Origin of the sequence: Litorihabitans aurantiacus, assembly GCF_030161595.1 — a bacterium.
Classification (GTDB): Bacteria; Actinomycetota; Actinomycetes; order Actinomycetales; family Beutenbergiaceae; genus Litorihabitans; species Litorihabitans aurantiacus.
This window is the reverse complement of the sequence record NZ_BSUM01000001.1, coordinates 2,900,241-2,920,123: the sequence shown is the minus strand read 5'-3', so window position 1 is coordinate 2,920,123 and position 19,883 is coordinate 2,900,241. Positions and strand designations below refer to the sequence as shown.

Annotated in this window: 19 protein-coding genes, 2 pseudogenes and 1 other annotated feature; of the genes and pseudogenes, 10 read left to right on the top strand and 11 right to left on the bottom strand. The window is 73.1% G+C overall.

Translation table 11 applies throughout. The features are described from left to right. Positions 1 to 41: 41 nt before the first annotated feature. A complete protein-coding gene (locus tag QQK22_RS13895) occupies positions 42 to 857 on the bottom strand; it encodes an HAD hydrolase family protein (protein ID WP_284252765.1) in 816 nt (271 codons plus the stop codon). A 509-nt stretch (positions 858 to 1,366) separates the two neighbouring features. On the opposite strand from QQK22_RS13895, the gene QQK22_RS13890 reads away from it, so the two are divergent. From QQK22_RS13890 to QQK22_RS13870, 5 genes are all read left to right on the top strand, one after another. Further along, on the top strand, positions 1,367 to 2,767 hold the full coding sequence (locus QQK22_RS13890) for a pyridoxal phosphate-dependent decarboxylase family protein (RefSeq protein WP_284251547.1): 1,401 nt from the start codon (positions 1,367 to 1,369) through the stop codon (positions 2,765 to 2,767). 39 nt (positions 2,768 to 2,806) lie between these two features. After that, positions 2,807 to 4,513 (top strand): cation:proton antiporter, encoded by a 1,707-nt coding sequence (locus tag QQK22_RS13885; RefSeq protein ID WP_284251546.1) that lies wholly within the window; start codon positions 2,807 to 2,809, stop codon positions 4,511 to 4,513. Then, complete coding sequence (locus QQK22_RS13880; protein ID WP_284251545.1) at positions 4,498 to 4,644, top strand: hypothetical protein; 147 nt, start codon at positions 4,498 to 4,500, stop codon at positions 4,642 to 4,644. Before QQK22_RS13885 ends, QQK22_RS13880 begins: the two co-directional genes overlap by 16 nt. A gap of 211 nt (positions 4,645 to 4,855) precedes the next feature. Continuing rightward, positions 4,856 to 6,307 carry a glycosyltransferase family 2 protein gene (locus QQK22_RS13875; RefSeq protein WP_284251544.1) on the top strand — a complete coding sequence of 484 codons (1,452 nt, stop codon included), beginning with the start codon at positions 4,856 to 4,858 and terminating at the stop codon, positions 6,305 to 6,307. Positions 6,308 to 6,804: 497 nt separating this feature from the next. After that, positions 6,805 to 7,827, top strand: coding sequence for an LLM class flavin-dependent oxidoreductase (locus tag QQK22_RS13870; RefSeq protein WP_348525590.1), 1,023 nt, complete (start codon positions 6,805 to 6,807; stop codon positions 7,825 to 7,827). A gap of 9 nt (positions 7,828 to 7,836) precedes the next feature. Here the strand turns inward: QQK22_RS13870 and QQK22_RS13865 are convergent, their stop codons facing one another. The 3 genes from QQK22_RS13865 to QQK22_RS13855 are packed head-to-tail and all read right to left on the bottom strand — an operon-like array spanning position 7,837 to position 10,394. Next, the gene (locus QQK22_RS13865; RefSeq protein WP_284251542.1) at positions 7,837 to 8,727 is read right to left on the bottom strand and encodes a metal ABC transporter permease; all 891 of its coding nucleotides are present in this window, start codon (positions 8,725 to 8,727) and stop codon (positions 7,837 to 7,839) included. Then, entirely contained in the window at positions 8,724 to 9,434 is a 711-nt protein-coding gene (locus QQK22_RS13860) for a metal ABC transporter ATP-binding protein (RefSeq protein WP_284251541.1), read from the bottom strand. Before QQK22_RS13860 ends, QQK22_RS13865 begins: the two co-directional genes overlap by 4 nt. A gap of 21 nt (positions 9,435 to 9,455) precedes the next feature. Continuing rightward, positions 9,456 to 10,394 carry a metal ABC transporter solute-binding protein, Zn/Mn family gene (locus QQK22_RS13855; protein ID WP_348525651.1) on the bottom strand — a complete coding sequence of 313 codons (939 nt, stop codon included), beginning with the start codon at positions 10,392 to 10,394 and terminating at the stop codon, positions 9,456 to 9,458. Positions 10,395 to 10,545: 151 nt separating this feature from the next. Between QQK22_RS13855 and QQK22_RS13850 the strand changes: the two genes are divergently transcribed. After that, on the top strand, positions 10,546 to 11,253 hold the full coding sequence (locus tag QQK22_RS13850) for a YggS family pyridoxal phosphate-dependent enzyme (RefSeq protein WP_284251537.1): 708 nt from the start codon (positions 10,546 to 10,548) through the stop codon (positions 11,251 to 11,253). Between the two features lie 124 nt (positions 11,254 to 11,377). Beyond that, entirely contained in the window at positions 11,378 to 11,848 is a 471-nt protein-coding gene (locus QQK22_RS13845) for a hypothetical protein (RefSeq protein WP_284251535.1), read from the top strand. A gap of 31 nt (positions 11,849 to 11,879) precedes the next feature. Here the strand turns inward: QQK22_RS13845 and QQK22_RS13840 are convergent, their stop codons facing one another. From QQK22_RS13840 to QQK22_RS13830, 3 genes are all read right to left on the bottom strand, one after another. Then, positions 11,880 to 12,500 (bottom strand): alpha/beta hydrolase family protein, encoded by a 621-nt coding sequence (locus QQK22_RS13840; RefSeq protein ID WP_284251534.1) that lies wholly within the window; start codon positions 12,498 to 12,500, stop codon positions 11,880 to 11,882. Positions 12,501 to 12,561: 61 nt separating this feature from the next. Beyond that, entirely contained in the window at positions 12,562 to 13,599 is a 1,038-nt protein-coding gene (locus QQK22_RS13835; RefSeq protein WP_284251533.1) for an aldo/keto reductase, read from the bottom strand. Between the two features lie 34 nt (positions 13,600 to 13,633). Further along, positions 13,634 to 14,005 (bottom strand): MerR family transcriptional regulator, encoded by a 372-nt coding sequence (locus QQK22_RS13830; protein ID WP_284251532.1) that lies wholly within the window; start codon positions 14,003 to 14,005, stop codon positions 13,634 to 13,636. On the opposite strand from QQK22_RS13830, the gene QQK22_RS19385 reads away from it, so the two are divergent. After that, the gene (locus tag QQK22_RS19385) at positions 13,906 to 14,319 is read left to right on the top strand and encodes a ParB family protein (RefSeq protein WP_431310162.1); all 414 of its coding nucleotides are present in this window, start codon (positions 13,906 to 13,908) and stop codon (positions 14,317 to 14,319) included. The genes QQK22_RS13830 and QQK22_RS19385 overlap by 100 nt on opposite strands. Here QQK22_RS19385 and QQK22_RS13825 read toward each other — a convergent pair. The 4 genes and pseudogenes from QQK22_RS13825 to QQK22_RS13810 all read right to left on the bottom strand — a co-directional run bounded on the left by QQK22_RS13825 (position 14,302) and on the right by QQK22_RS13810 (position 18,249). Beyond that, positions 14,302 to 15,566, bottom strand: a pseudogene (locus QQK22_RS13825) (IS3 family transposase). The gene QQK22_RS19385 and the pseudogene QQK22_RS13825 overlap by 18 nt on opposite strands. Then, positions 15,142 to 15,256 (bottom strand) — a sequence feature (AL1L pseudoknot). Its footprint overlaps the pseudogene before it by 115 nt. A 339-nt stretch (positions 15,567 to 15,905) precedes the next feature. Next, complete coding sequence (locus QQK22_RS13820) at positions 15,906 to 16,892, bottom strand: aldo/keto reductase (RefSeq protein WP_284251530.1); 987 nt, start codon at positions 16,890 to 16,892, stop codon at positions 15,906 to 15,908. Between the two features lie 57 nt (positions 16,893 to 16,949). Next, positions 16,950 to 17,350, bottom strand: a pseudogene (locus QQK22_RS13815) ((R)-mandelonitrile lyase). Then, positions 17,347 to 18,249 carry a helix-turn-helix transcriptional regulator gene (locus QQK22_RS13810; protein WP_284251528.1) on the bottom strand — a complete coding sequence of 301 codons (903 nt, stop codon included), beginning with the start codon at positions 18,247 to 18,249 and terminating at the stop codon, positions 17,347 to 17,349. Before QQK22_RS13810 ends, QQK22_RS13815 begins: the two are co-directional and overlap by 4 nt. A 138-nt stretch (positions 18,250 to 18,387) precedes the next feature. Here QQK22_RS13810 and QQK22_RS13805 point away from each other — a divergent pair, with 138 nt between their 5' ends. Both QQK22_RS13805 and QQK22_RS13800 read left to right on the top strand, forming a co-directional pair. Then, positions 18,388 to 18,720, top strand: coding sequence for a carboxymuconolactone decarboxylase family protein (locus tag QQK22_RS13805; protein WP_284251527.1), 333 nt, complete (start codon positions 18,388 to 18,390; stop codon positions 18,718 to 18,720). Between the two features lie 36 nt (positions 18,721 to 18,756). Beyond that, complete coding sequence (locus QQK22_RS13800) at positions 18,757 to 19,800, top strand: zinc-binding dehydrogenase (RefSeq protein WP_284251525.1); 1,044 nt, start codon at positions 18,757 to 18,759, stop codon at positions 19,798 to 19,800. Positions 19,801 to 19,883 lie beyond the last annotated feature (83 nt).

Below are 19,883 nucleotides of genomic sequence, written 5' to 3'. Positions count from 1 at the left end.
ACGGCGGGACGGCCACACCTCACGACGGGACGGCCGCCTCCTCAGCCGATGAGGTCGAGCCGCGCGAACAGCTCGGCGAGACCGGACTCCTCGGGGCCCGCCACGGTCGCGTCAGCGACGGCGAGCACCTCGGGCCGCGAGCCCGTCACGGCCACCCCGAGCCCGGCCCACGCGAGCATCTCGATGTCGTTGGGCCCGTCGCCGACGGCGATGACGTCCGCCTGGTCGACGCCGAGCGCCGCGGCGGCGGTCGCCAGACCGTCGGCCTTCGACAGCCCCGCGCTGAAGAGCTCCCCGGCCCCGTGCCCGATCTCGGGGATCGAGCTGGGGACCACGTCGATGCCGTCGCCGATCTCCGCGACGAGCTGCTCGTGCGGCACGGGGGAGTCGAAGTAGGCGATCTTCGACGCGGGGAACGCGGCCAGCTCGGCCTCGGTGCGGAGCGCCTCGACGGGCGGGCGACCGGTCGGCGCCACCGTCTGCAGCACCCGCTCGAGGTGCTCGGTGGCATTCTCCGGGCCGGCGAGCGCGGTGGACCCCTCGAGCAGGAAGGGGACGCTGTGCGCCAGCAGGACCCGGACGGTGCGGGCCACGACGTCCGGGTCGATGGCGGCGTCGGTGAGGATCTCACCGCCGATCTCGACGTACCCGCCCGCGCTGGCCACGGCACCGTGGAAGCCGAGGTCGAGCAGGGCACCGATCATCGAGCGGGGCCGGCCGGTGGCCAGCAGCACGTGGTGGCCGGCGGCCTGCACCCGGCGCACGGCCTCGAGGTTGCCCGGGGGACCTCGCCGTGGATCGCGAGGGTGCCGTCGACGTCGAGGAAGATCGCGCGGGTGGTCACGGCTCGACCCTATGCGGCGCCGCCGCCCGGTCGCTCACGCGGCCGGCCGTCCGGCCAGGAGCATCGGTCCATTCGGTTGGGCGGTTCGGTGGGTCGCTCGGGCGGTTCGACCTGGCCGTCGGGCGGTTCGACCTGATCGTCGGGCGGTCCGGACGCGTGCTCGGGCGGTTCGTCGGGACCGTCGGGCGGTCTGACCGGGCGGCGACTGCCGCGTTCCGTGCATCGCCGCAGGTCGGACGCTCGAGGGTGGTCGTTCAGAGACGAACAGACCGCCCGAAGGACCAGCCGGACCGCCCGAACGGGCAGCCGGACCGCCCGAACGGGCAGCCACACCGCCCGAAGGACCGGCCGGACCTCCCGAGCGGCCCGGCCGGTCCGTCCCGGGGCCGCGTCGCCGGCGACCGCGCCGCGCGGAGGGGAGGCCGCGGCGGACGTAGGCTCGTCCGGGCGTTCCCGCAGGACGTCCCGGCCCCACCAGCCATCCCAGCCCAACCAGCCCAGCCCCAGACTCGAGGACCCCGCATGTCGCACGCGCCGCAACCCCCGCGCGCGCTCGCCGAGGCGGCCACCGCCGCCCACGCGTGGCTGGCCTCCCTCGATACCCGTCCGGTCAACGCGACCCACGACGTCGACCAGGTCGAGGCCGCCCTCGCCCGCCCGTTCCCGCAGCAGGGCGCCGACCCCGCCGACGTCGTGCGCGAGCTCGTCGCTGCCGCGACCCCCGGGCTGGTGGCCACGCCGTCGGGCCGCTACTTCGGCTGGGTGCGCGGCGGCGTCCTCGACTCGGCGCTCGCGGCCGACTGGCTCACCGCCGCCTGGGACCAGAACGCGAGCCTCCTGGCCGGCTCCCCGGCGGGCGCCGCCGTCGAGCGCGTCGCGACGACGTGGCTCCTCGACGCCCTCCACCTCCCGCCCACCGCCGCCGTCGGCTTCGTCACCGGCGGCCAGATGGCGAACTTCACGTGCCTCGCGGCCGCCCGCCACGCGGTCCTGGCGCGCGCCGGCTGGGACGTCGAGCGCGACGGTCTCCTCGGCGCCCCCGCACCCGGCGTCTTCGTCGGTGCCGAGCGCCACGTCACCGTCGACCTCGCCCTGCGCTACCTCGGCCTCGGCCAGTCGCGCAGCGTCGTCGTCGCCGCCGACGACCAGGGCCGCCTCCGCCCCGACGCCCTCGAGCAGGCCCTCGCGGCCGACGAGCAGGGCCACCCCGGCCGCCCCCGCATCGTGGTGCTGCAGGCGGGCGATGTGCACTCCGGCGCGTTCGACCCCGGCGAGGCGGTCGCGATCGCCCACCGCTACGGCGCGTGGGTGCACGTGGACGGCGCGTTCGGCCTGTGGGCCGCCGCCTCGCCCCGGCACCGCCACCTGACCGCGGGCCTGGAAGGCGCCGACTCCTGGGCCACCGACGCCCACAAGACCCTGAACGTCCCCTACGACTCGGGCCTCGCGATCGTCGCCGACCCCGCCGCGCTGCACGCCGCGATGGGGGAGCGCGCCGCCTACCTCATCCAGGACGAGCGCCCCGACCCTCTGGCCGCCGTACCCGAGTTCTCGCGCCGCGCGCGCGGCTTCACCGTCTGGGCCGCGCTGCGCGAGCTCGGCCGCGACGGCCTGGCCGCCATGGTCGCGGGCTTCGCCGACCACGCCGCCCGGTTCGCCCGCGAGCTGGCGGCGCTCGACGGCGTCACCGTCGTCAACGACGTCGTCTACACCCAGGTGTGCGTCGCGTTCCGCGGCGACGTCGAGACGCGCGCCGTCGCCGCCGCGCTCCTGCGCGAGGGCACCACCTGGATGACGCCGTCGACCTGGCGCGGCCGCAGCGTCCTGCGCGTCTCGGTCTCGAACGCGAGGACGGACGACGACGACGTCGCGCGCGCGATCGCCGCCCTCACCCGGGTGCTGGGCGAGGTCCGCGCCGGCTGACGGCCCGCCGACCGCCCCCGGGTAGGGCATCCTGGCGCCGTGGAGTTCCTTGCGGTGGGGGTGGCGGGTCTGCTGGCGATCGCGTGGGCGGCGAGCGTCGGCCCGCGCCTGCGCATCGCGTCGCCGCTGATCCTGGTGGTCCTCGGTATCGCGATCAGCGTGCTGCCGGTCACGCCCGAGATCGAGGTCGATCCGGAGTGGATCCTGGCCGGCGTGCTGCCGCCTCTCCTGTACGCGGCCGCCGTCGCGATGCCGGCGATGGACTTCCGGCGCGACTTCCGCGCGATCAGCGGGATGTCGGTGGCGCTGGTGGCGGTCTCCGCCGTCGCCCTCGGCTTCCTCTTCCACGCGCTGATCCCGGGCCTGCCGCTCGCGGCCGGCATCGCGCTCGGCGCGATCGTGAGCCCCACGGACGCCGTCGCGACCTCGATCGTGCGGCGCGTCGGCGTCGCCCCCCGCATCACGGCGGTGCTGCAGGGCGAGAGCCTGCTGAACGACGCGACGGCGCTCGCGCTGCTGCGCTCCGCCGTCGCCGTGTCGGTGCTCGCGGGCGTGACGACGACGGCGGGCGACGTCGTCGGCGACTTCGCGCGGTCGGTGGTGATCGCCGTCGCGGTCGGGTGGCTCGTCGGGTGGCTGAACCTGCGCGTGCGCGCCCGGGTGAGCGACCCCGGCGTGAACACCGTGATCTCGTTCGCGGTGCCGTTCGTGGCCTCGATCCCGGTGGAGCTGCTCGACGCGTCGGGGCTCGTGGCGGCGGTCGTGGCCGGGCTCGTGACGGGGCACGGCGCGCCGCGCTGGCTCAGCCCCGGGCACCGCGCCTCGGACGTGCAGACCTGGCGCGTGGTGGAGCTGGTGCTCGAGGGCGCGATCTTCCTGCTGATGGGCCTGGAGCTCAGCGCGATCCTCAACCAGGTCCAGGGCTCGAGCGGCGGTGTGGGGCTGGCGGTCGGCGTCGGGCTCCTGGGTCTGCTGGCCGCGCTCGTGGTGCGGGCGGGGTACGTCGCGCTGCTGGTGCGGCTGCTCAACCGCCACGGACGGCGCTCCGGCGACCTGCGCGTCTGGCTCGAGCGCAAGGAGCAGGAGGTCGCGGCGATGGTCGCGGGGGCGGACGACGGCGAGACCCCGCGCCGCCTCGGCGCCGTCCGACGGCGGATCGCGCGCAAGCGCCACGACCTCGACTACTACGACGCCGCGCCGCTCGGGTGGCGCGAGGGCGGGGTGCTGACCTGGGCGGGGATGCGCGGCGTCGTCACCCTCGTGGCGGCCCAGACGCTCCCGACCACCGTGCCGAACCGCCACCTGCTGGTGCTGATCGCGTTCGTCGTGGCGGCGACGTCGCTGCTCGTGCAGGGCGGCACGCTCGCGATGGTCGTGCGGTGGCTGCGGCCGGCGATGCCCGATCCGGGCGAGGTCGCGGCCGAGCGGACCCGGCTCGCCGACCACCTGCTGCGGGCGTCGGTCGCGGAGCTGGCCGAGGCACCCGACGGCGAGGTCCCGGCCCGGGTGCGCGAGAAGCTCGCGCGGTTGGTGACGCCGGGGGCCGGGGCCGGTGCGGGAGGCGAGCCCGGGGCGGGGGCGGACGCCGGGGCCGGGGCGGCTGCGACGGCGGGGGTGACGACGCGAGCAGCGGCGCGGGAGGCGCCGACGCGGGTGCAGGCGCGGCGGGCGCGGGCGCGGACGTGGCGCTGGGTGGGCGGACGCCGACGGACGTCGCTGCGCTCCGAGCGGTGCGCCTCCGGCTGATCGACGCCCAGCGGCGCGAGCTGCTCCGGGCACGGGAGGCGGGGGCGTTCTCGTCGTCGTCGCTGGAGGCGGCGCTGGCCTCCCTGGACGCCCAGCAGATCGCGCTGGAGTCGAAGGCGCCGGCCGACTGACCCTGCCGGGCCGGGTGTGATGCGCCCCCGTGACAGGGCCGACACCCGGACGCCGTAGACGCGCGCCGACGTCGGGTATATCTTCCGTGTCGACGACTTTGCTCACGCAAACCAAGGTCAAGGCGCATGGGGCCTCGGGGCCGGCGGAGAGGGTCGACGCCGACCCCGCCACGCCCGGTCCGAGGACCGGGCCCGCCCCGTGGAGTGCCCGATGACCGGTTCCGACATCACCGTCTACGCCCAGACCGAACCGTCCCACGAGGAGGCGAGCGCTGAGGTCTTCGACTTCGCCGCCGGCGACCTCGTGATGGACCGGGAGGCGCGTCGCGCGAGCGTGGTGTGCATCATTCCGGCGTACAACGAGGCGGACTCGATCGAGTCGGTGCTCGAGGGGTTGCTGGCGCAGACGCGCCTGCCGGACGCGGTCCACGTCGTCATCAACAACTCCAGCGACAACTCCTTCGAGCTCGCCCGCGCCTACGCCGGGGAGTACAGCGTCGAGCGTGGCGGGGTCATCCAGTCCACGGCGATCTACGTGCACGACATGGGCAAGGTCGCCGACAAGAAGGTCGGCGCCCTCAACTACGGCTTCCGCCTCGCCGAGGACGCAGACTTCCTGCTGGGTGTGGACGGCGACACGGTCATGTCCCCGGACGCGCTCGAGCTGCTGGAGGCGGAGATCTCCTCGGACCCGCGCATCGGCGGCATCTCGGCGATCTACACGGTCGACAACCACACGCGGCACCCGGTGGCGTCGCTGCTGCTGACGGGTCAGCGGGCGCAGTTCGCGGCGTTCAACCTGCAGAACCTGCTGCGCGGCCGGAACATGGCGGTGCTCGGGGGCCAGGCGTCGATCTTCCGGATCTCGGCGCTGCGCGAGGTGATGGCGCAGTACCACCAGGACACCCCCTGGGTGAGCGACTCGGAGGTGGAGGACTCGCTGCTGAGCCTGCAGATCAAGAACCTGGGCTACTCCACGAAGATCTCGGCGACGGCGCGTGCCGTCGTCGGCGGCATGGACAACCTGCGGGCGCTGGACGGGCAGCAGGTGAAGTGGAACTACGGCGCCATCGACCTGATGTGGCCGGGGCAGCGGGGCGACACCTCGGGGCAGCCGTTCCACCCCAACCTCCGGCTGCGGTGGCTGGAGAACGCCGGGATGCTGATCAACGTCTTCACGCGGGTGAGCTTCCTGCTGCTGCTCGCGGGGTCGCTGTCGATCAGTGCGTTCGTGTTCTCGCCGCTGTGGCTGATCCCGCCGGTGGTGGCGATGGCGCTGAACGTGCGCATCGCGATGTCGATCCAGGGCCGCACCTGGCGCGACGTGCTGTTCGCGGCGTCGATGGTGCCGGCGGAGATCTACATGTGGGTGCGGATCGGCCACTTCTTCCGGGCCTGGACGAAGTTCCTGTCGAAGGTCCGCACGGACAACTGGGCCGCGCAGGCGCGTGCCGAGCGCGGCGCCGGCTGGGCGCACCTGAGCCCGCTGATCGTGGCGCTGACGGGGGTCGGCGCGCTGGTCTACGGCTGGACGACGCTGCCGATCGTCGCGCAGGCGTCCATCCTGTGGGTCGGCTGGCCGATGCTGGCGGTGCTGACCGCGCTGCAGACCCTGTTCATGCTGCGCCAGCTCACCCGCCGCCAGTACGGCTACCGCGCCTGACGCCCCGGCCGGCGGCCCGCCGCCGGCCTACCGGCCACCCGGCCCGCCGCGCCGTGCGCACTTTCTGCTGCTTGACGCCCCCTGAAGCAGCAGAAATTGCACACCGCGCGCGCCCCACCCGTTCGCTGCGCACAGATCGGGCCTTCCGGGCCGGTGAAGGCCCGGTCTGTGCGCAGCGAAGCGGCGCGCGGCGGCGCCCCGCCTGCCGCCGCCCCTGCCCCGCCTGCCGCCGCCCCTGCCCCGCCTGCCGGCCGCCCCGCCTGCCGGCCGCCCCGCCTGCCGGCCGCCCCGCCTGCCGGCCGCCCCGCCTGCCGGCCGCCCCGCCTGCCGGCCGCCCCGCCTGCCGGCCGCCCCGCCTGCCGCCGCCCCGCCTGCCGGCCTCCCGGCGCGCGCCCCACCCGTTCGCTGCGCACAGATCGGGCCTTCCGGGCCGGTGAAGACCCGGTCTGTGCGCAGCGAAGCCGGCCGCGGTGGCGGCGGCCGGGCAGGATGGGACGGTGACCGACGACGCTCCCGCCACCACAGCCCCGCCCACTCCGGCCGCCCCGCCCACCACGGCGCAGCCCTCCACCCGCCCCACCCGCCGCATCGGCGTCATGCTCCCGCGCGACCTCCCGCCCGCCGACGTCCTGCCCTTCGCCCGCCGCGCCGACGAACTCGGCTTCGACGAGCTGTGGGTCGTGGAGGACCTCGGCTTCCGCGGCGGCATCGCCCAGGCCGCCGCCGCGCTGACCGCGACCGAGCGCATCGCCGTCGGGATCGGCATCGCCCCCGCCGCCGCGCGCCACCCCGCCTTCGCCGCGATGGAGATCGCCACCCTGGGCCAGCTCTTCCCCGGCCGCCTGATCGCCGGCCTCGGCCACGGCATGCCCGGCTGGATGCGCAGCCTCGGCCTGTGGCCCGCCAGTCCGCTCACCCTCCTGGAGGAGACGACGACGGCGGTGCGCGCCGTCCTGCGCGGCCGGCCCATCACTCAGGGCCGCCACGTGACGCTGGAGCACGAGGAGTTCACCGAGCTCCCCGACGTCGTCCCGCCCGTACTGCTCGGGGTGCGCGGCCCGCGCTCGCTCGCGCTGTCCGGCCGGATCGCCGACGGCACGCTCCTGGCCGAGCCCGCACCGCCCAGCTACGTCCGCGCCGCGCTGCGCCACATCGCCGCCGAGGGTCCGCACGAGCTCATCACCTACGACGTCGCCGCGATCGACGACGACGGCGAGCGCGCCCTCGAGCACGTCCGCCCCGCGATGGCCGTGGTCGGGGAGCCGGACTGGGCGCCGCACCTGGTCGACCTGGACTTCGCCGAGGAGCTTGCCGCGCTGCGCGCCAGCACCGGGTCGCCGGACGCGTTCGCCGCGGCGGCCCCGGCCGCGTGGATCGACGCGCTCACCCTGGCGGGCACCCCCGAGGCCGTGCGCGCCAAGATCGCCGCACGCCACGACGCGGGCGCGACCTGCGTCGTCCTCACCCCGGTCGGCGACGACCGCCTCGCCCAGCTGGAGCGCTTCGCCCAGGTCCTCTGACCGCCGCGATCAGCCGCTCACGGCGGCGGGGCGTCGTGTCCGCCCGTCCCGCCGCCGGCGCCACGCCTGCGGCACCACCCCGTGCCGCGGCGCCACCAGGAACGCCATCGTGAAGCATATCCCCAGCGCCACCACGATCGACGGCCCGCTCGCGGTGTCCAGCAGGTAGCTCGACCACACCCCCACGAGCGCGCACGCCACGGCGAGGCCGGGCGCGATCACGAGCATCCGCCCGAAGCGCTCGGTCAGGAGCCGCGCCGTCGCGCCGGGGATGACGAGCAGCGCGACCACCAGCACCACCCCGACCGCCTGCAGCGCCACCACGCTGGTCAGCGCGAGCGCCCCCAGCAGGAGCACCTCGAGCCGCCGCGGCGAGAGCCCGATCGCGTGCGCGTGGGTCGGGTCGAAGGCGAGCAGCGTCAGGTCGCGCCGCTTGACCAGCAGCGCCGCGGTCACGACGGCGGCCACCACGAGCACCTGCACCACGTCGGCCGTGGAGACCCCCAGCAGGTTCCCGAACACGATGTGCCCGAGGTCCACCTGGCTCGGCGTCACGGACACGAGCACGAGCCCGAGCGCGAACAGGGACGTGAACACGACGCCGATCGCCGCGTCATCCCGGATCCGCCCGCGCCCGCGCACCACCCCGATGAGCCCGACGGCGCCGGCACCGAAGATCACCGCCCCGAGCGCGAACGGCGCCCCGACCACGTAGGCGAGCACGACGCCGGGCAGCACCGCGTGCGAGACGGCGTCGCCCATGAGCGACCACCCCATGAGCACGAGCCAGCACGAGAGCAGCCCGCATACGAGCGCCGCCAGCACGGCCACGAGCAGCGCGCGCTGCATGAACGCGTACTGCAGCGGCTCCAGCAGCTCGGTCGGCGAGAGCCCGGTCATCGCTCGCCCCCGAGCCCGAACGCCCGCACGAGATTCTCGGGCCGCAGCACCACCTCGGGGGTGTCGTGCACGACGACGCGTCCCCCGGCCAGCAGTGCCGCCGTGTCGGCGAGCGCACCCAGCCCCGCGAGGTCGTGGGTGGCGACGACGACGCACGCACCGCCGTCGGCCAGCTCGCGCAGCAGCGCGGTGATGGTGTCCTGCGAGGGCCGGTCGACCCCGGCGAACGGCTCGTCGAGCAGCAGCACGTCGGCCTCCTGCGCGAGCGCGCGCGCGACGAACGCGCGCTTGCGCTGCCCGCCCGAGAGCGCCGCGATGGTGCGGTCGGCGAGGGCGGTGAGGCCGACGCGCGCGAGGGCGTTCTCGACGGCCTCGTGGTCGGCGGGCCGCAGCCGGCGCGTGGGCCCGAGGTGGCCGTAGCGCCCCTGCCCGACGACGGCGCGCACGTCGAGCGGGAACGTCACGTCCACCTGCTCGGCCTGGGGCACGGACGAGACGCGGGCACGCCGTCGGGTTTCGCGCGGGGTGGTGCCGGCCACGGTCACCGTGCCGCCGCCGGGCCGGACCAGGCCGAGCGCGGCCTTGAGGAGGCTGGACTTGCCGGAACCGTTGGTGCCGATGAGCGCGCAGACCCGGCCGGCAGGTGCGGTGAGGTCGGCGCGGTCGAGGGCGACGACGTCGCCGTAGCGGACCGTCACCCCGCGCATCTCGACGCCGCCGGCCCCCGCTCACGACGTCGCCCCCGTGAGCCCGTCGGCGATGGTGCGCGCGTCGTGGCGCAGGAGGTCGAGGTAGGTGGGCACGGGCCCGTCGGGCTCGGAGAGCGAGTCGACGTAGAGCGTGCCGGCGAAGGCCGCGCCCGTCTCGGCCGCGACCTGCTCCATGCCGGCGGCCGACACGGTGGACTCGCAGAAGACCGCGGGCACGTCGCGCTCGCGGACCTGGTCGATGACGGCGGCGACCTGGCGCGGCGTGGACTGCTGCTCGGCGTTGACGGGCCACAGGTAGACCTCCTCGAGCCCGACGTCGGCGGCGAGGTAGGAGAAGGCGCCCTCGCAGGTGACGAGCACGCGCTGGTCGGCGGGGACCTCGGCGATCGCGGTGACGAGCTCGGCGCGGACCTGCTCGACCTGCGCGGCGTAGGCGTCGGCGTTGGCGGCGAAGTCGTCGGCGTGCTCGGGTGCGAGGTCGCTGAGCGCGGCGACGGTCGCGTCGAGGTAGTGGCGCACGTTGCTCGGCGACATCCACGCGTGCGGGTTGGCGGCGCCCGTGTACTCGCTGCCGGCGCCGATCGGGATGGTCTCGACATCGTCGGTGAGCGTGACGTGCGGGGCGCCGGAGTCGGCGGTGAACGCGGCGAACCACGCCTCGAGCCCGAGGCCGTTGTCCAGCACGATGTCGGCACGCGAGGCGCGGGCGACGTCCTGCGGCGTGGGCTCGTAGCCGTGGATCTCCGCGCCCACGCGGGTCAGGGACTCCACGACGACGTGCTCGCCCGCCACGTTGCCCACGATGTCGGCGAGCACGGTGAAGGTGGTGAGCACGCGGGGGCGGCCGTCGTCGGGGCTCGTCCCGGCCTCCTCGGGCGCGCCCCCGGTCGCACAGGCGGTGAGGGCGACGGCGAGCGCGGCCCCCGTGGCGATCGCGGCCGCCGCGCGCCGCACCATCCGCGGGGCTCGCCGCCGCTCGTGCGCACCCTCGGCCGTGCTGCGTCCCGCTCGTCCCACCGCTCGCCTCCGGCTCTCCCACACAAAAAGTTTGGCCATCCGAACTCTACGGGACGAGGGCGACGCCGGCCGACCGTGACAGGCTGGTGGCGTGGACGGATCGGACCTGGCCGAGGGCCTGCGCTCACGCCTCGCGGCGGTGCGCGCGCGGATCGACGCCGCGGCGCGCACTGCGGGGCGGGACCCGGCCGAGGTCCGGCTGCTGGCCGTGAGCAAGACGGTGCCGGCCGACGTCGTGCGCCTGGCGGTCGAGGCCGGGTGCGAGGCGCTGGGGGAGTCGCGCGCGCAGGAGCTGACCGCCAAGGCGGCGGACCTGGCGGATCTGGCGCCGCGCTGGGCGTTCCTCGGGCCGCTGCAGACGAACAAGGCGCGCGACGTCGCCGCGCACGCCCACGAGCTTCACTCGCTGGACCGCCCGGCGCTGGCCGAGACGCTGCAGCGCCGGCTGGACGCCGCGGACCGGATGCTGGAGGTCCTGGTCCAGGTGAACACGTCGGGCGAGGCTGCCAAGTCCGGCGTCGCGCCGGCCGACGCGGAGTCGCTCGTGCGGGCGGCGGCCGGCTACGACCGCCTGCACGTGCGCGGCCTCATGACGATCGCGACGCGCGGCGGGGACGACGCCGAGGCGCGCCGCTGCTTCCGCGAGCTCGCCGCGGCCGCCGCGCGGGTGCGCGAGGCGGGGATCGACGGCGTCGGCATGGACGAGCTGTCGATGGGGATGTCGGGCGACCTCGAGGTCGCGATCGAGGAGGGTGCGACGACGGTGCGCGTCGGGACGGCGATCTTCGGGGCGCGCTGACCCGTTCGGTGGGGTCAGGCGCCTACCCACGCGCGCACGGCGGCGAGGTCTCCGCGTACGGTCTCGCCGAAAGAGCGTCTCAACCCAACCTGGCCAGGCTCGACTGCGACGTTAGGGTCAGATCATGAAGATCGAGGATGTCTACCACGACGGCGCCGCGCTGCTCCCTCCGGATCCAATTGATATCTGGCGGACAAAAGACGCCCTCGAGGGAGCGCTAGTCGTCTCGTGCCGATATGATCCCGTATGGGAAAATGCGTCGATCCTGCTCGATCTACGAAACGCCGAGTGGCCGCTCAAGGGCCAAGTGGCCGTCCTCGAGGCGCGCGGCCTGGAACACTTCCACTATGAATCGGTGCCTCGCCGCGGGCGTCACTGGCGAGCCATGGAGAGTTGGACGACGTCACGGCCATCTGACGTCTGGGAGGTGCACGCCTTCGTCCTCGGCGGCGCATCCCTACGTCTCCGCGCGAACTTCTTCTCGATCTCACAAGGCTCGGTTTCCAGATTGGAGTTGGCGCCCCCGATCTTGGGTTCGGCTCCGAACGAGAAATACGTGCTCAGCTGCCATCCTGGCATGATGAAATCACGGTGAAGTGCGTGAGTTCGATCGGCGATTTCTGCAACTAGCGCGCAACTTTACTTTCTCCCGCCGGGAGCCGCGGCCACTGAGCTGAGGCGCCTACCCACGCGCGCACGGCGGCGAGCACCGGACCGAGCGCGGGGGAGTGGTTGCCCGGGACCAGGACGATCTCGGTCGGGCCCGTGATCGCGGCGAGGTGCTCGCGCATCTCGGTGGGCGTCCCGAACGGATCGCGCTCGCCGGTGACGGCCAGGGTCGGTGCGGTGATCGCGCCCAGGTGGTCGGTGCGCAGGTTCTCGGGCCGTCCGGGCGGGTGCAGCGGGTAGGAGAGCAGGAGCAGGCCGGCGACGGCGAGGCCGTCCGCGACCGCCATCGACGCCATCCGCCCACCGAAGGATCGGCCGCCGACGGCGATGCGCGACGTCGGCACGTCAAGCTCGCGCGCGAGCTCGCTCACCAGGGCGGCGACGTGCGCGACGGCGACGGCGGGCCGCTCCGGCCCCTTCTTCCCGGCGTCCCGGTTCGCGAAGTGGGCCCGGACGACCCGAAGGTTCGGGGCTGCCTGCGCGAGGTCGCGCTCGATCGCGACGAGGGCGGGCTGGTCGCGGTCGCCCCCGGCCCCGGGCAGGACGACGAGGCCGGCGGGGGTGGTGGTGAGGGGCACGTGGTCAGGGTAGGTGGCTGGGTCGGTGGGCGCCGGCGACCAGCCCGAGCGTGGGCCCGGCTCAGCGGTCGATCGTCGACATGTCCCCGTACCGGGCGCCGGAGACGGCGTCGCGCGGCACGGCCTCCTCGAGCTCGGCCAGCAGCTCCGGGGTGAGCTCGACGGAGGTGGCGGCGACGTTCTCCTCGAGGTAGCGCACCCTCTTGGTGCCGGGGATCGGGGCGACGCCGAGGCCGTCGACGCCGTCGTGGCTGAGCACCCAGGCGAGCGCGAGCTGGCCCGGGGTGCAGCCGAGCCGGTCCGCCAGGGCGCGCACGGCGGCGACCAGCCGCAGGTTCGCCTCGAGCGCATCGCCCCGGAAGCGCGGGAAGTAGCCGCTCGCCCGCGAGTCGCCGGCGTCGAGGTCCGCCGTCGTCGTGATCGAGCCCGTGAGCAGCCCGCGGCCCAGCGGCGAGTAGGGAACGAGTCCGATGCCGAGCTCGGCGAGCACCGGGCGGACGTCGTCCTCGAGGTCGCGGGTGAAGAGCGAGTACTCGGTCTGCAGCGCGGTGATCGGGTGCACGGCGTGGGCGCGTCGGATGGTGTCGGGCGCCGCCTCGGACAGCCCCAGGTACCGGACCTTGCCGGCCTGCACGAGCTCGGCCATCGCGCCGACGGTCTCCTCGATCGGCACGTCGCGGTCGACTCGGTGCTGGTAGTAGAGATCGATCACGTCGACGCCGAGGCGCCGCAGGGACGCGTCGGCCGCTGCGCGGACGTACTCGGGGCGGCCGTTGACGCCGACGGTCGTCCCGTCGGCGAGGCGCTCGTTGCCGAACTTCGTCGCGAGCTGCACGCCGTCGCGCCCCTGGGTGCTGCGGGCGATCGCCCGGCCGACTAGCTGCTCGTTGGTGAACGGCCCGTACATGTCCGCGGTGTCCAGGAAGGTCACGCCGAGGTCGAGCGCGCGGTGGATCGTCCGCACCGCCTCGTCCTCGTCGCGGGTCCCGTAGAAGTCGGACATCCCCATGCAGCCGAGCCCGAGGGAGGACACGGTGAGCGGGGCGGCGGTGCCGAGCGTGGTGGTGGTGAGATCGGGGTGGGAGGTGGAGTTGCTCATGTCCTCGATCCAAGACCTTCGAGTGCGCTCGAGGTCAAGACCCCCGAGCGAGGGCGTCCTCGTAGAGCGCGATCTTGCCCTCGATCGCGCCGAGGTGGGCGGTCACCGCGGCCAGCTGGGCAAGCACGTCGCGCCGATGTCCCCGCAGGATCTCGAGGCGCTCGTCCTCGTTGCCCGGGCCGTTCCGGACGAGCTCGGCGTACCGGCGGACCTCGCGGATCGGCATCCCGGTCGAGCGCAGGCGGGTCAGCATGACGATCCAGCGCACGTCCTCGTCGTCGTAGCGGCGACGGCCGGCCCCGTCGCGTGACACCGGCTGCAGCAGCAGGTCGTCGCGCTCGTAGTAGCGCAGCGTGTGCGTCGTCAGTGCGGTCCGGTCCGCCACCTCGGCGATCGAGTAGGTCACAGCTCCCAGTGTGCGGTGCTCGAGCGCACTCGAAGCCAGCGGGTGGTCAGTTTCGTCGTGCGTCGCCTGCCACGCCGTCGAGCCGCGCCGGCCCGATCCCGCGTGGGCCGCCGGCACGACCGTCGCAGCTGCACGCGAGAGAGTCAGCTTCTATCAGCCCGAACGAGGACGCCGCCCGGATGCGCGCGGCCCTGCTCAACACCCAGGCGCAGACGGGGGTGCGGGGCCTGTCGGACTTGATCGCCCGCGCCTGCCTGGCCGAGCTCGAGCGGTTGGAGTGTCTCGCCCCGGGTTTGTTAGCGGCTGTGAAGTGATGCGTCGACGGGTGTGGACGCGTGGTTGTGACGGTAGTGGTTGGTCTCGTGTTCGGCGGGTGGGATGAGTCCGATCTCGCCGTGCAGGCGTCGGTGGTTGAACCAGTCGATGTACTCGGCGGTGGCGATCTCGAGGTCGTCGATGCTGCGCCAGGGTCCGCGGTTACGGGCGAGCTCGGCTTTGAACAGCGAGTTGAACGCCTCGGCCAGCGCGTTGTCGTAGGAGTCACCGGTGGATCCGACCGAGGCCACTGCTCCGGCCTCGGCGAGCCGCTGGGTGTAGCGCACCGCGAGGTACTGGACTCCTTTGTCGGAGTAGTGCGTCAGACCGCTCACGTCGTGGCCGGCGCGCTGGCGGGTCCAGATCCCCATCTCCAGAGCGTCCAGGGCCAGATCGGTGCGCAGGCTCGTGGACAGCTGCCAGCCCACGACGCGGCGGGAGAAGACATCGGTGACGAACGCGGCGTAGACCCAGCCGGAGAATGTGCGCACGTAGGTGATGTCAGCGACCCAGAGCCGATCAGGAGCAGTCGCGGTGAAGTTGTGCTCCACCATGTCCGGTCGTGTGTCCGGCCCGCGACCGGGGATCGTGGTCCGGGCGCCCTTCGCTCGCGTGATCCCGCGCAGGCCGTCGCCTCTCATCAGCCGCTCGACCGTGCAGCGCGCCACGGGGACGCCCCGGCGGAGCATCGCGGCGTGAACCTTGCGCGCCCCGTAGACCCCGTAGTTCTCGGCATGGACCTTGCGGATCACCTCTAATCGGGACGCGTCGGTGACCGACCTGGCCGAGGGTGGTCGGGACCGGTGGGCGTAGTAGGTGCTCGCAGCGATCTGCAGCACGGCGCAGATCGGCACAACTGGCGAACTCCTGCTTGTGGCTGTCGATGTAGTCCACGAGCAGCGCTGTGGGCGGTCGAGCTCCGCCGCGAAAAAGCCGACGCGCTGCGCAGGATCGCGTTCGCCCGGCGCAGCTCCCGGTTCTCACGCTCGAGCTCGGCCAGGCGCTGGGCATCGCTGGTGCTGGTGCCCGGACGAGACCCTTCATCGACTTCGGCCTGCATCACCCAGCCTCGCAACGTCTCGGCATTGATCCCGAGCTGCTCACCGATCCGACGCACCGCGCCCGAGCGCGACCCAGGATCCTTCCTCGCATCCACCGCGAGCCGGACCGCTCGCCCCCGAAGCTCCTCGGGATATTCCTCGGTGCCACCATGACCCTCATCCTCCCTGGGATTGAGAGCCTCCATCAGACCCGGGGCGAGACAGCCCTACGTCCGCGTGGTTCGCCGGACCTCGCCCGCACCCAGGACCGGTGGCGCACCTCCTGGACGTCTGGACCCACGAGGCCCGGGCGCGCACGGGGACCGACGTCGCGCCTCGACGCTCAGGCATTCGCGTCGCACCCGTCGGGCCGGACGATGAACGAGCCTTGCGTGTCGTGGCCGTCGAGCCGGGCCAGGGCCGGGCACTTCGCGTCGTTCGATCGCAGTCCGGTGTGCGAGTGCAGCTGGTCGAGCCCGGTACGCCGCGCGGGCTGCGGGGGTTCTCGTGAGTACTGCCGCCGGTGACCCTTCCCGGGCGCTCGCTCAGCGGTCGACGTACCCCATGTGGGTGGCGTTGTAGCGGTCGCCGTGGACCCCGACATGCTGGGCGAGGGCGTTGAGATCTGCAATTTCGTCGGCCGAGAGTGCCACGGAGGTCGAGGCCGAGTTCTCCGCGATCCGTGCCGTCCGACGTGTTCCCGGGATCGGCACGATGAATGGCGCTTGCGCGAGCAACCACGCCAGCGCGATCTGCCCGGCGGCCGCGCCCTTCGTCCGCGCCAGCTGCATGACGTGCTGGACCAGAGCCTGGTTGGCCGCGAGGTTGTCCGCCTCGAAGCGAGGTACGCGGTGCCGGATGTCGTCCTCTGCGAACGAGGTGGTGGTGTCGACCGTCCCGGTCAGGAAGCCCTTGCCCAGGGGGCTGAAGGGGACGAACCCGATCCCGAGCTCGCGAAGGGTCGCGAGGACCTCGACCTCGGGGTCTCGCGTCCACAACGAGTACTCGCTCTGGACAGCGGTGACGGGGTGGGTGGCGTGGGCGGCGCGGATCGTTGCGGAGGAGGCCTCGGACAGCCCCAGGTGGCGCACCTTGCCTTCCGCGACCAGGTCGCCGACCGTTCCGGCGACGTCGGCGATCGGAACGGCGGGGTCGACGCGGTGCTGGTAGAACAGGTCGATGCGGTCGCTCCGCAGCCGGGTGAGCGATTCTTCTGCGACGCGACGGATCTGCTCGGGTCGGCTGTTGAGACCGACGGTCTGTCCGTCTCGGATGTCCCACCCAAACTTCGTCGCTATCACGACGTCGTCACGCACGGGGGCGAGTGCCTCGCCGACGAGTTTCTCGTTGTCGTAGGGCCCGTAGACCTCGGCGGTGTCGAAGAAGGTCACGCCCTCCTCGATCGCCGATCGCAGGACCGCAATCATCTCGTCGCGATCGCCGGGGTTGGGTCCGTAGCTCTGGGACATTCCCATCGCACCGAGTCCGACGGCCGAGACTTCGAGTCCCTGTCCGAGAATTCTGGTGTGCATGGTCGATCGATCCGCCTTCCGGGTGCTGGTGGTGAGGTCCGGGCTCTGGAGGGGCCGTCAGCGACCCGCGTAGTCGTCGTCGGTGATGTGTTCGGCCCAGGTCGTGGTGGAGGAGGGGTCGTCGGCGGCCTCCAGAATCGCGAGGTGCTCCATGAAGGTGCCGGGCGCGGTGGCGTGGAAGTGCTCCTCGCCGGGGGCGTGTAGAGGGTCTGGCCCGCGTGCACCTCGATGATCTGGCCGTCGCGGGTGCCGAAGCGTCCGATGCCTGCGGTGACGTGCAGGTACTGGCCGCGGGCGTGGGAGTGCCAGGCGGTCCGGGCGCCGGGGGCGAACCGGACCAGGCCGACGGTGGCGCGCTGGTCGTCGTCGTGGGGGGCCACGATCGGGTCGAGCCAGACGTCGCCGGCGAACTGCTCGGGCGGGTTCTTGGTGGTCTCGGTGCGGGGTTCGATGTTCATCTCTGCTCCTCGGGGTGGGTGTGTGCTGCGGCGTCCTCGTCGCTGTCGGTGTGGGTGGCGGCCCAGGTGCCCAGCAGGTGGAGCTGGTCCTGGGCGGGGGTACCGGGCAGGGCGGTGTAGATCATCAGGGACAGGCCCGGTTCGGCGATGAGGCTGGTCCCGACGAGCTGGAGGGTGATGTCTCCCACGACGGGGTGCAGGGCGGTCTTGGCGGTGGCGTCGTGGCGTCGGACCTGGGCGTTGGCCCACCGGTCCCGGAACGTCTCGCTGCGGGTCGACAGCTCGCCGATGACTTCGGTGATGCGCTTGTTGTAGGGGTCGCGGCCGGCTTCCTGACGGAGCACGGCCACGGTGGCGTCCACCGCGGCGATCCAGTCGGAGTAGAAGGTCTGGGCCGCGGGCGCGAAGACGTTGAAGATTGCCAGGTTGGGCTGGGCGGGCGGGGCGGCGTACAGGGGCTGGTAGAACGCGCGGCCGAGGTCGTTGACGGCGAGGATGTCCATCGCGCCGTTGCGGATGAATGCGGGGGCGCCGGTGATGGCATTGAGCGCGGCTTCCAGGCTGGGACGTAGGGGTGACGCTGCCCGGTGGGGGCGGCGGGGGCGTCGTGAGGTCTGCGCGGCGCGGGCCAGGTTGGTCAGGTGTTCGCGCTCGTCCTCGTTCAGCTGGAGCACCCCGGCCAGGGCATCGAGCACCTGGTCGGAGACGCCGGCGATCTGGCCCCGTTCCAGGCGGGCGTAGTACTCGGTGGAGACACCGGCCAGGATCGCAACCTCCTCGCGGCGCAGCCCCTGCACGCGGCGTCGTCGACCACCCGGATCGGGGAGCCCGACGTCGGCCGGGCTCAGCCGGGCGCGGCGGGCAGCGAGGAACTCTCGGACCTCGGTGCTGTTGTCCATGACAGCGACGGTAGGCCGGTCTGCGCGCTCGAGACAGGAACTGGGAGTACGTGCATAACGGGGTCCTCCCACGCGCCCGTGAGGGCGTGCTGCAGTAGGTGCCACATGCAGATCGGTCCGTTCCTTCAAGGAGGCACCATGGCTCAGGATTCCACTCCCCGGCAGGTCGGCGGCGGGCGCAGCTCGCTGGGCGACTTCGCCCCCAAGTTCGCCGCGCTGACCGATGACGTGCTGTTCGAGGACGTCTGGAACCGACCTGAGCTGTCCCCTCGTGACAGGAGCCTGGTGACGGTGGCGGTGCTGGCCGCCGGCGGCGACCTGGACCAGCTCGCCTTCCACCTGGGCCGCGGCATCGAGAACGCCCTCACCCAGGAGGAGCTGATCGAGGCGATCACCCACGTGGCGTTCTACGCCGGCTGGCCCAAGGGCATGGGCGCCATGAGTACCGCCAAGCGCGTCCTGTCCGAGTAGCCCCCACCACCCCCGAGCAGCAGAGGAACACCCAGCATGAAGGCCGCATACATGTTCGGCGCCGGTGACGTCCGTATCCAGGACGTCGCCGACCCCACTATCCAGAACCCCACCGACGCGATCGTGCGCACCGTGCGGGCGTGCATCTGCGGGTCGGACCTGCACCCCTACCACTCCATGGACAACGACGAGCACGGTGTCCCGATGGGGCACGAGCTGATCGGGATCGTCGAGGAGACCGGGTCGCAGGTCACGACCGTGTCCAAGGGTGACTTCGTGATCGCCCCGTTCTCCTTCAGCGACAACACCTGCTCCTTCTGCCGCGACGGGTTCCACACCGCGTGCAAGCACGGCGGCTTCTACGGCTCGCCCGAGACCGGTGGCCTGCAGGCCGAGCTGTCCCGCATCCCGCTGGCCGACGGCAGCCTGGTCAAGGTCCCCGGCTTGAGCGAGAACGACACCGACCTGTTCCCGAGTCTGCTGACCCTCTCGGACGTCTACCTCACCGGCTACCACGCCGCCCACATGGGCCACGTTCAGGCCGGCAAGACCGTGACCGTCATCGGTGACGGCGCCGTGGGGCTCTCGGCGGTCCTGGCGGCCAAGCAGCTGGGCGCCGAGCAGATCATCCTGATGGGCCGTCACACCTCCCGCACCGACCTGGGGCGTGAGTTCGGCGCCACCGACGTGGTGGCCGAGCGCGGCGAGGAAGGCGTGGCCAAGGTTCTCGAGCTCACCGGCGGCGAGGGCAGCCACGTCGTGCTGGAGGCGGTGGGACACATGCCCGCCTACGAGCAGTCCTACGGCGTGGTGCGCACCGGCGGCGTGATCTCCCGGGTGGGAGTGCCGCAGTACGAGGAGGCCCCGGTGGGCTTCGGGTCGCTGTTCGGCAAGAACATCACCCTGACCGGTGGACCTGCACCGGTGCGCGTCTACATCGAGCAGAACATCCCGCTCGTGCTGGAGGGCACCATCAACCCGGGCAAGGTCTTCGACCGCACCGTGACCCTGGACGACGCCCCCGCCGGGTACGCCGCGATGGACGCCCGCGAGGCCCTGAAGGTCCTCCTGATCGTCTGATCCCCGATTGGCGGGCACCCATCCACGCAACGAGGTGGGTGCCCGCCGGGTCACCCGTTCCCGCGTCATGGTCGTTGCAGGAG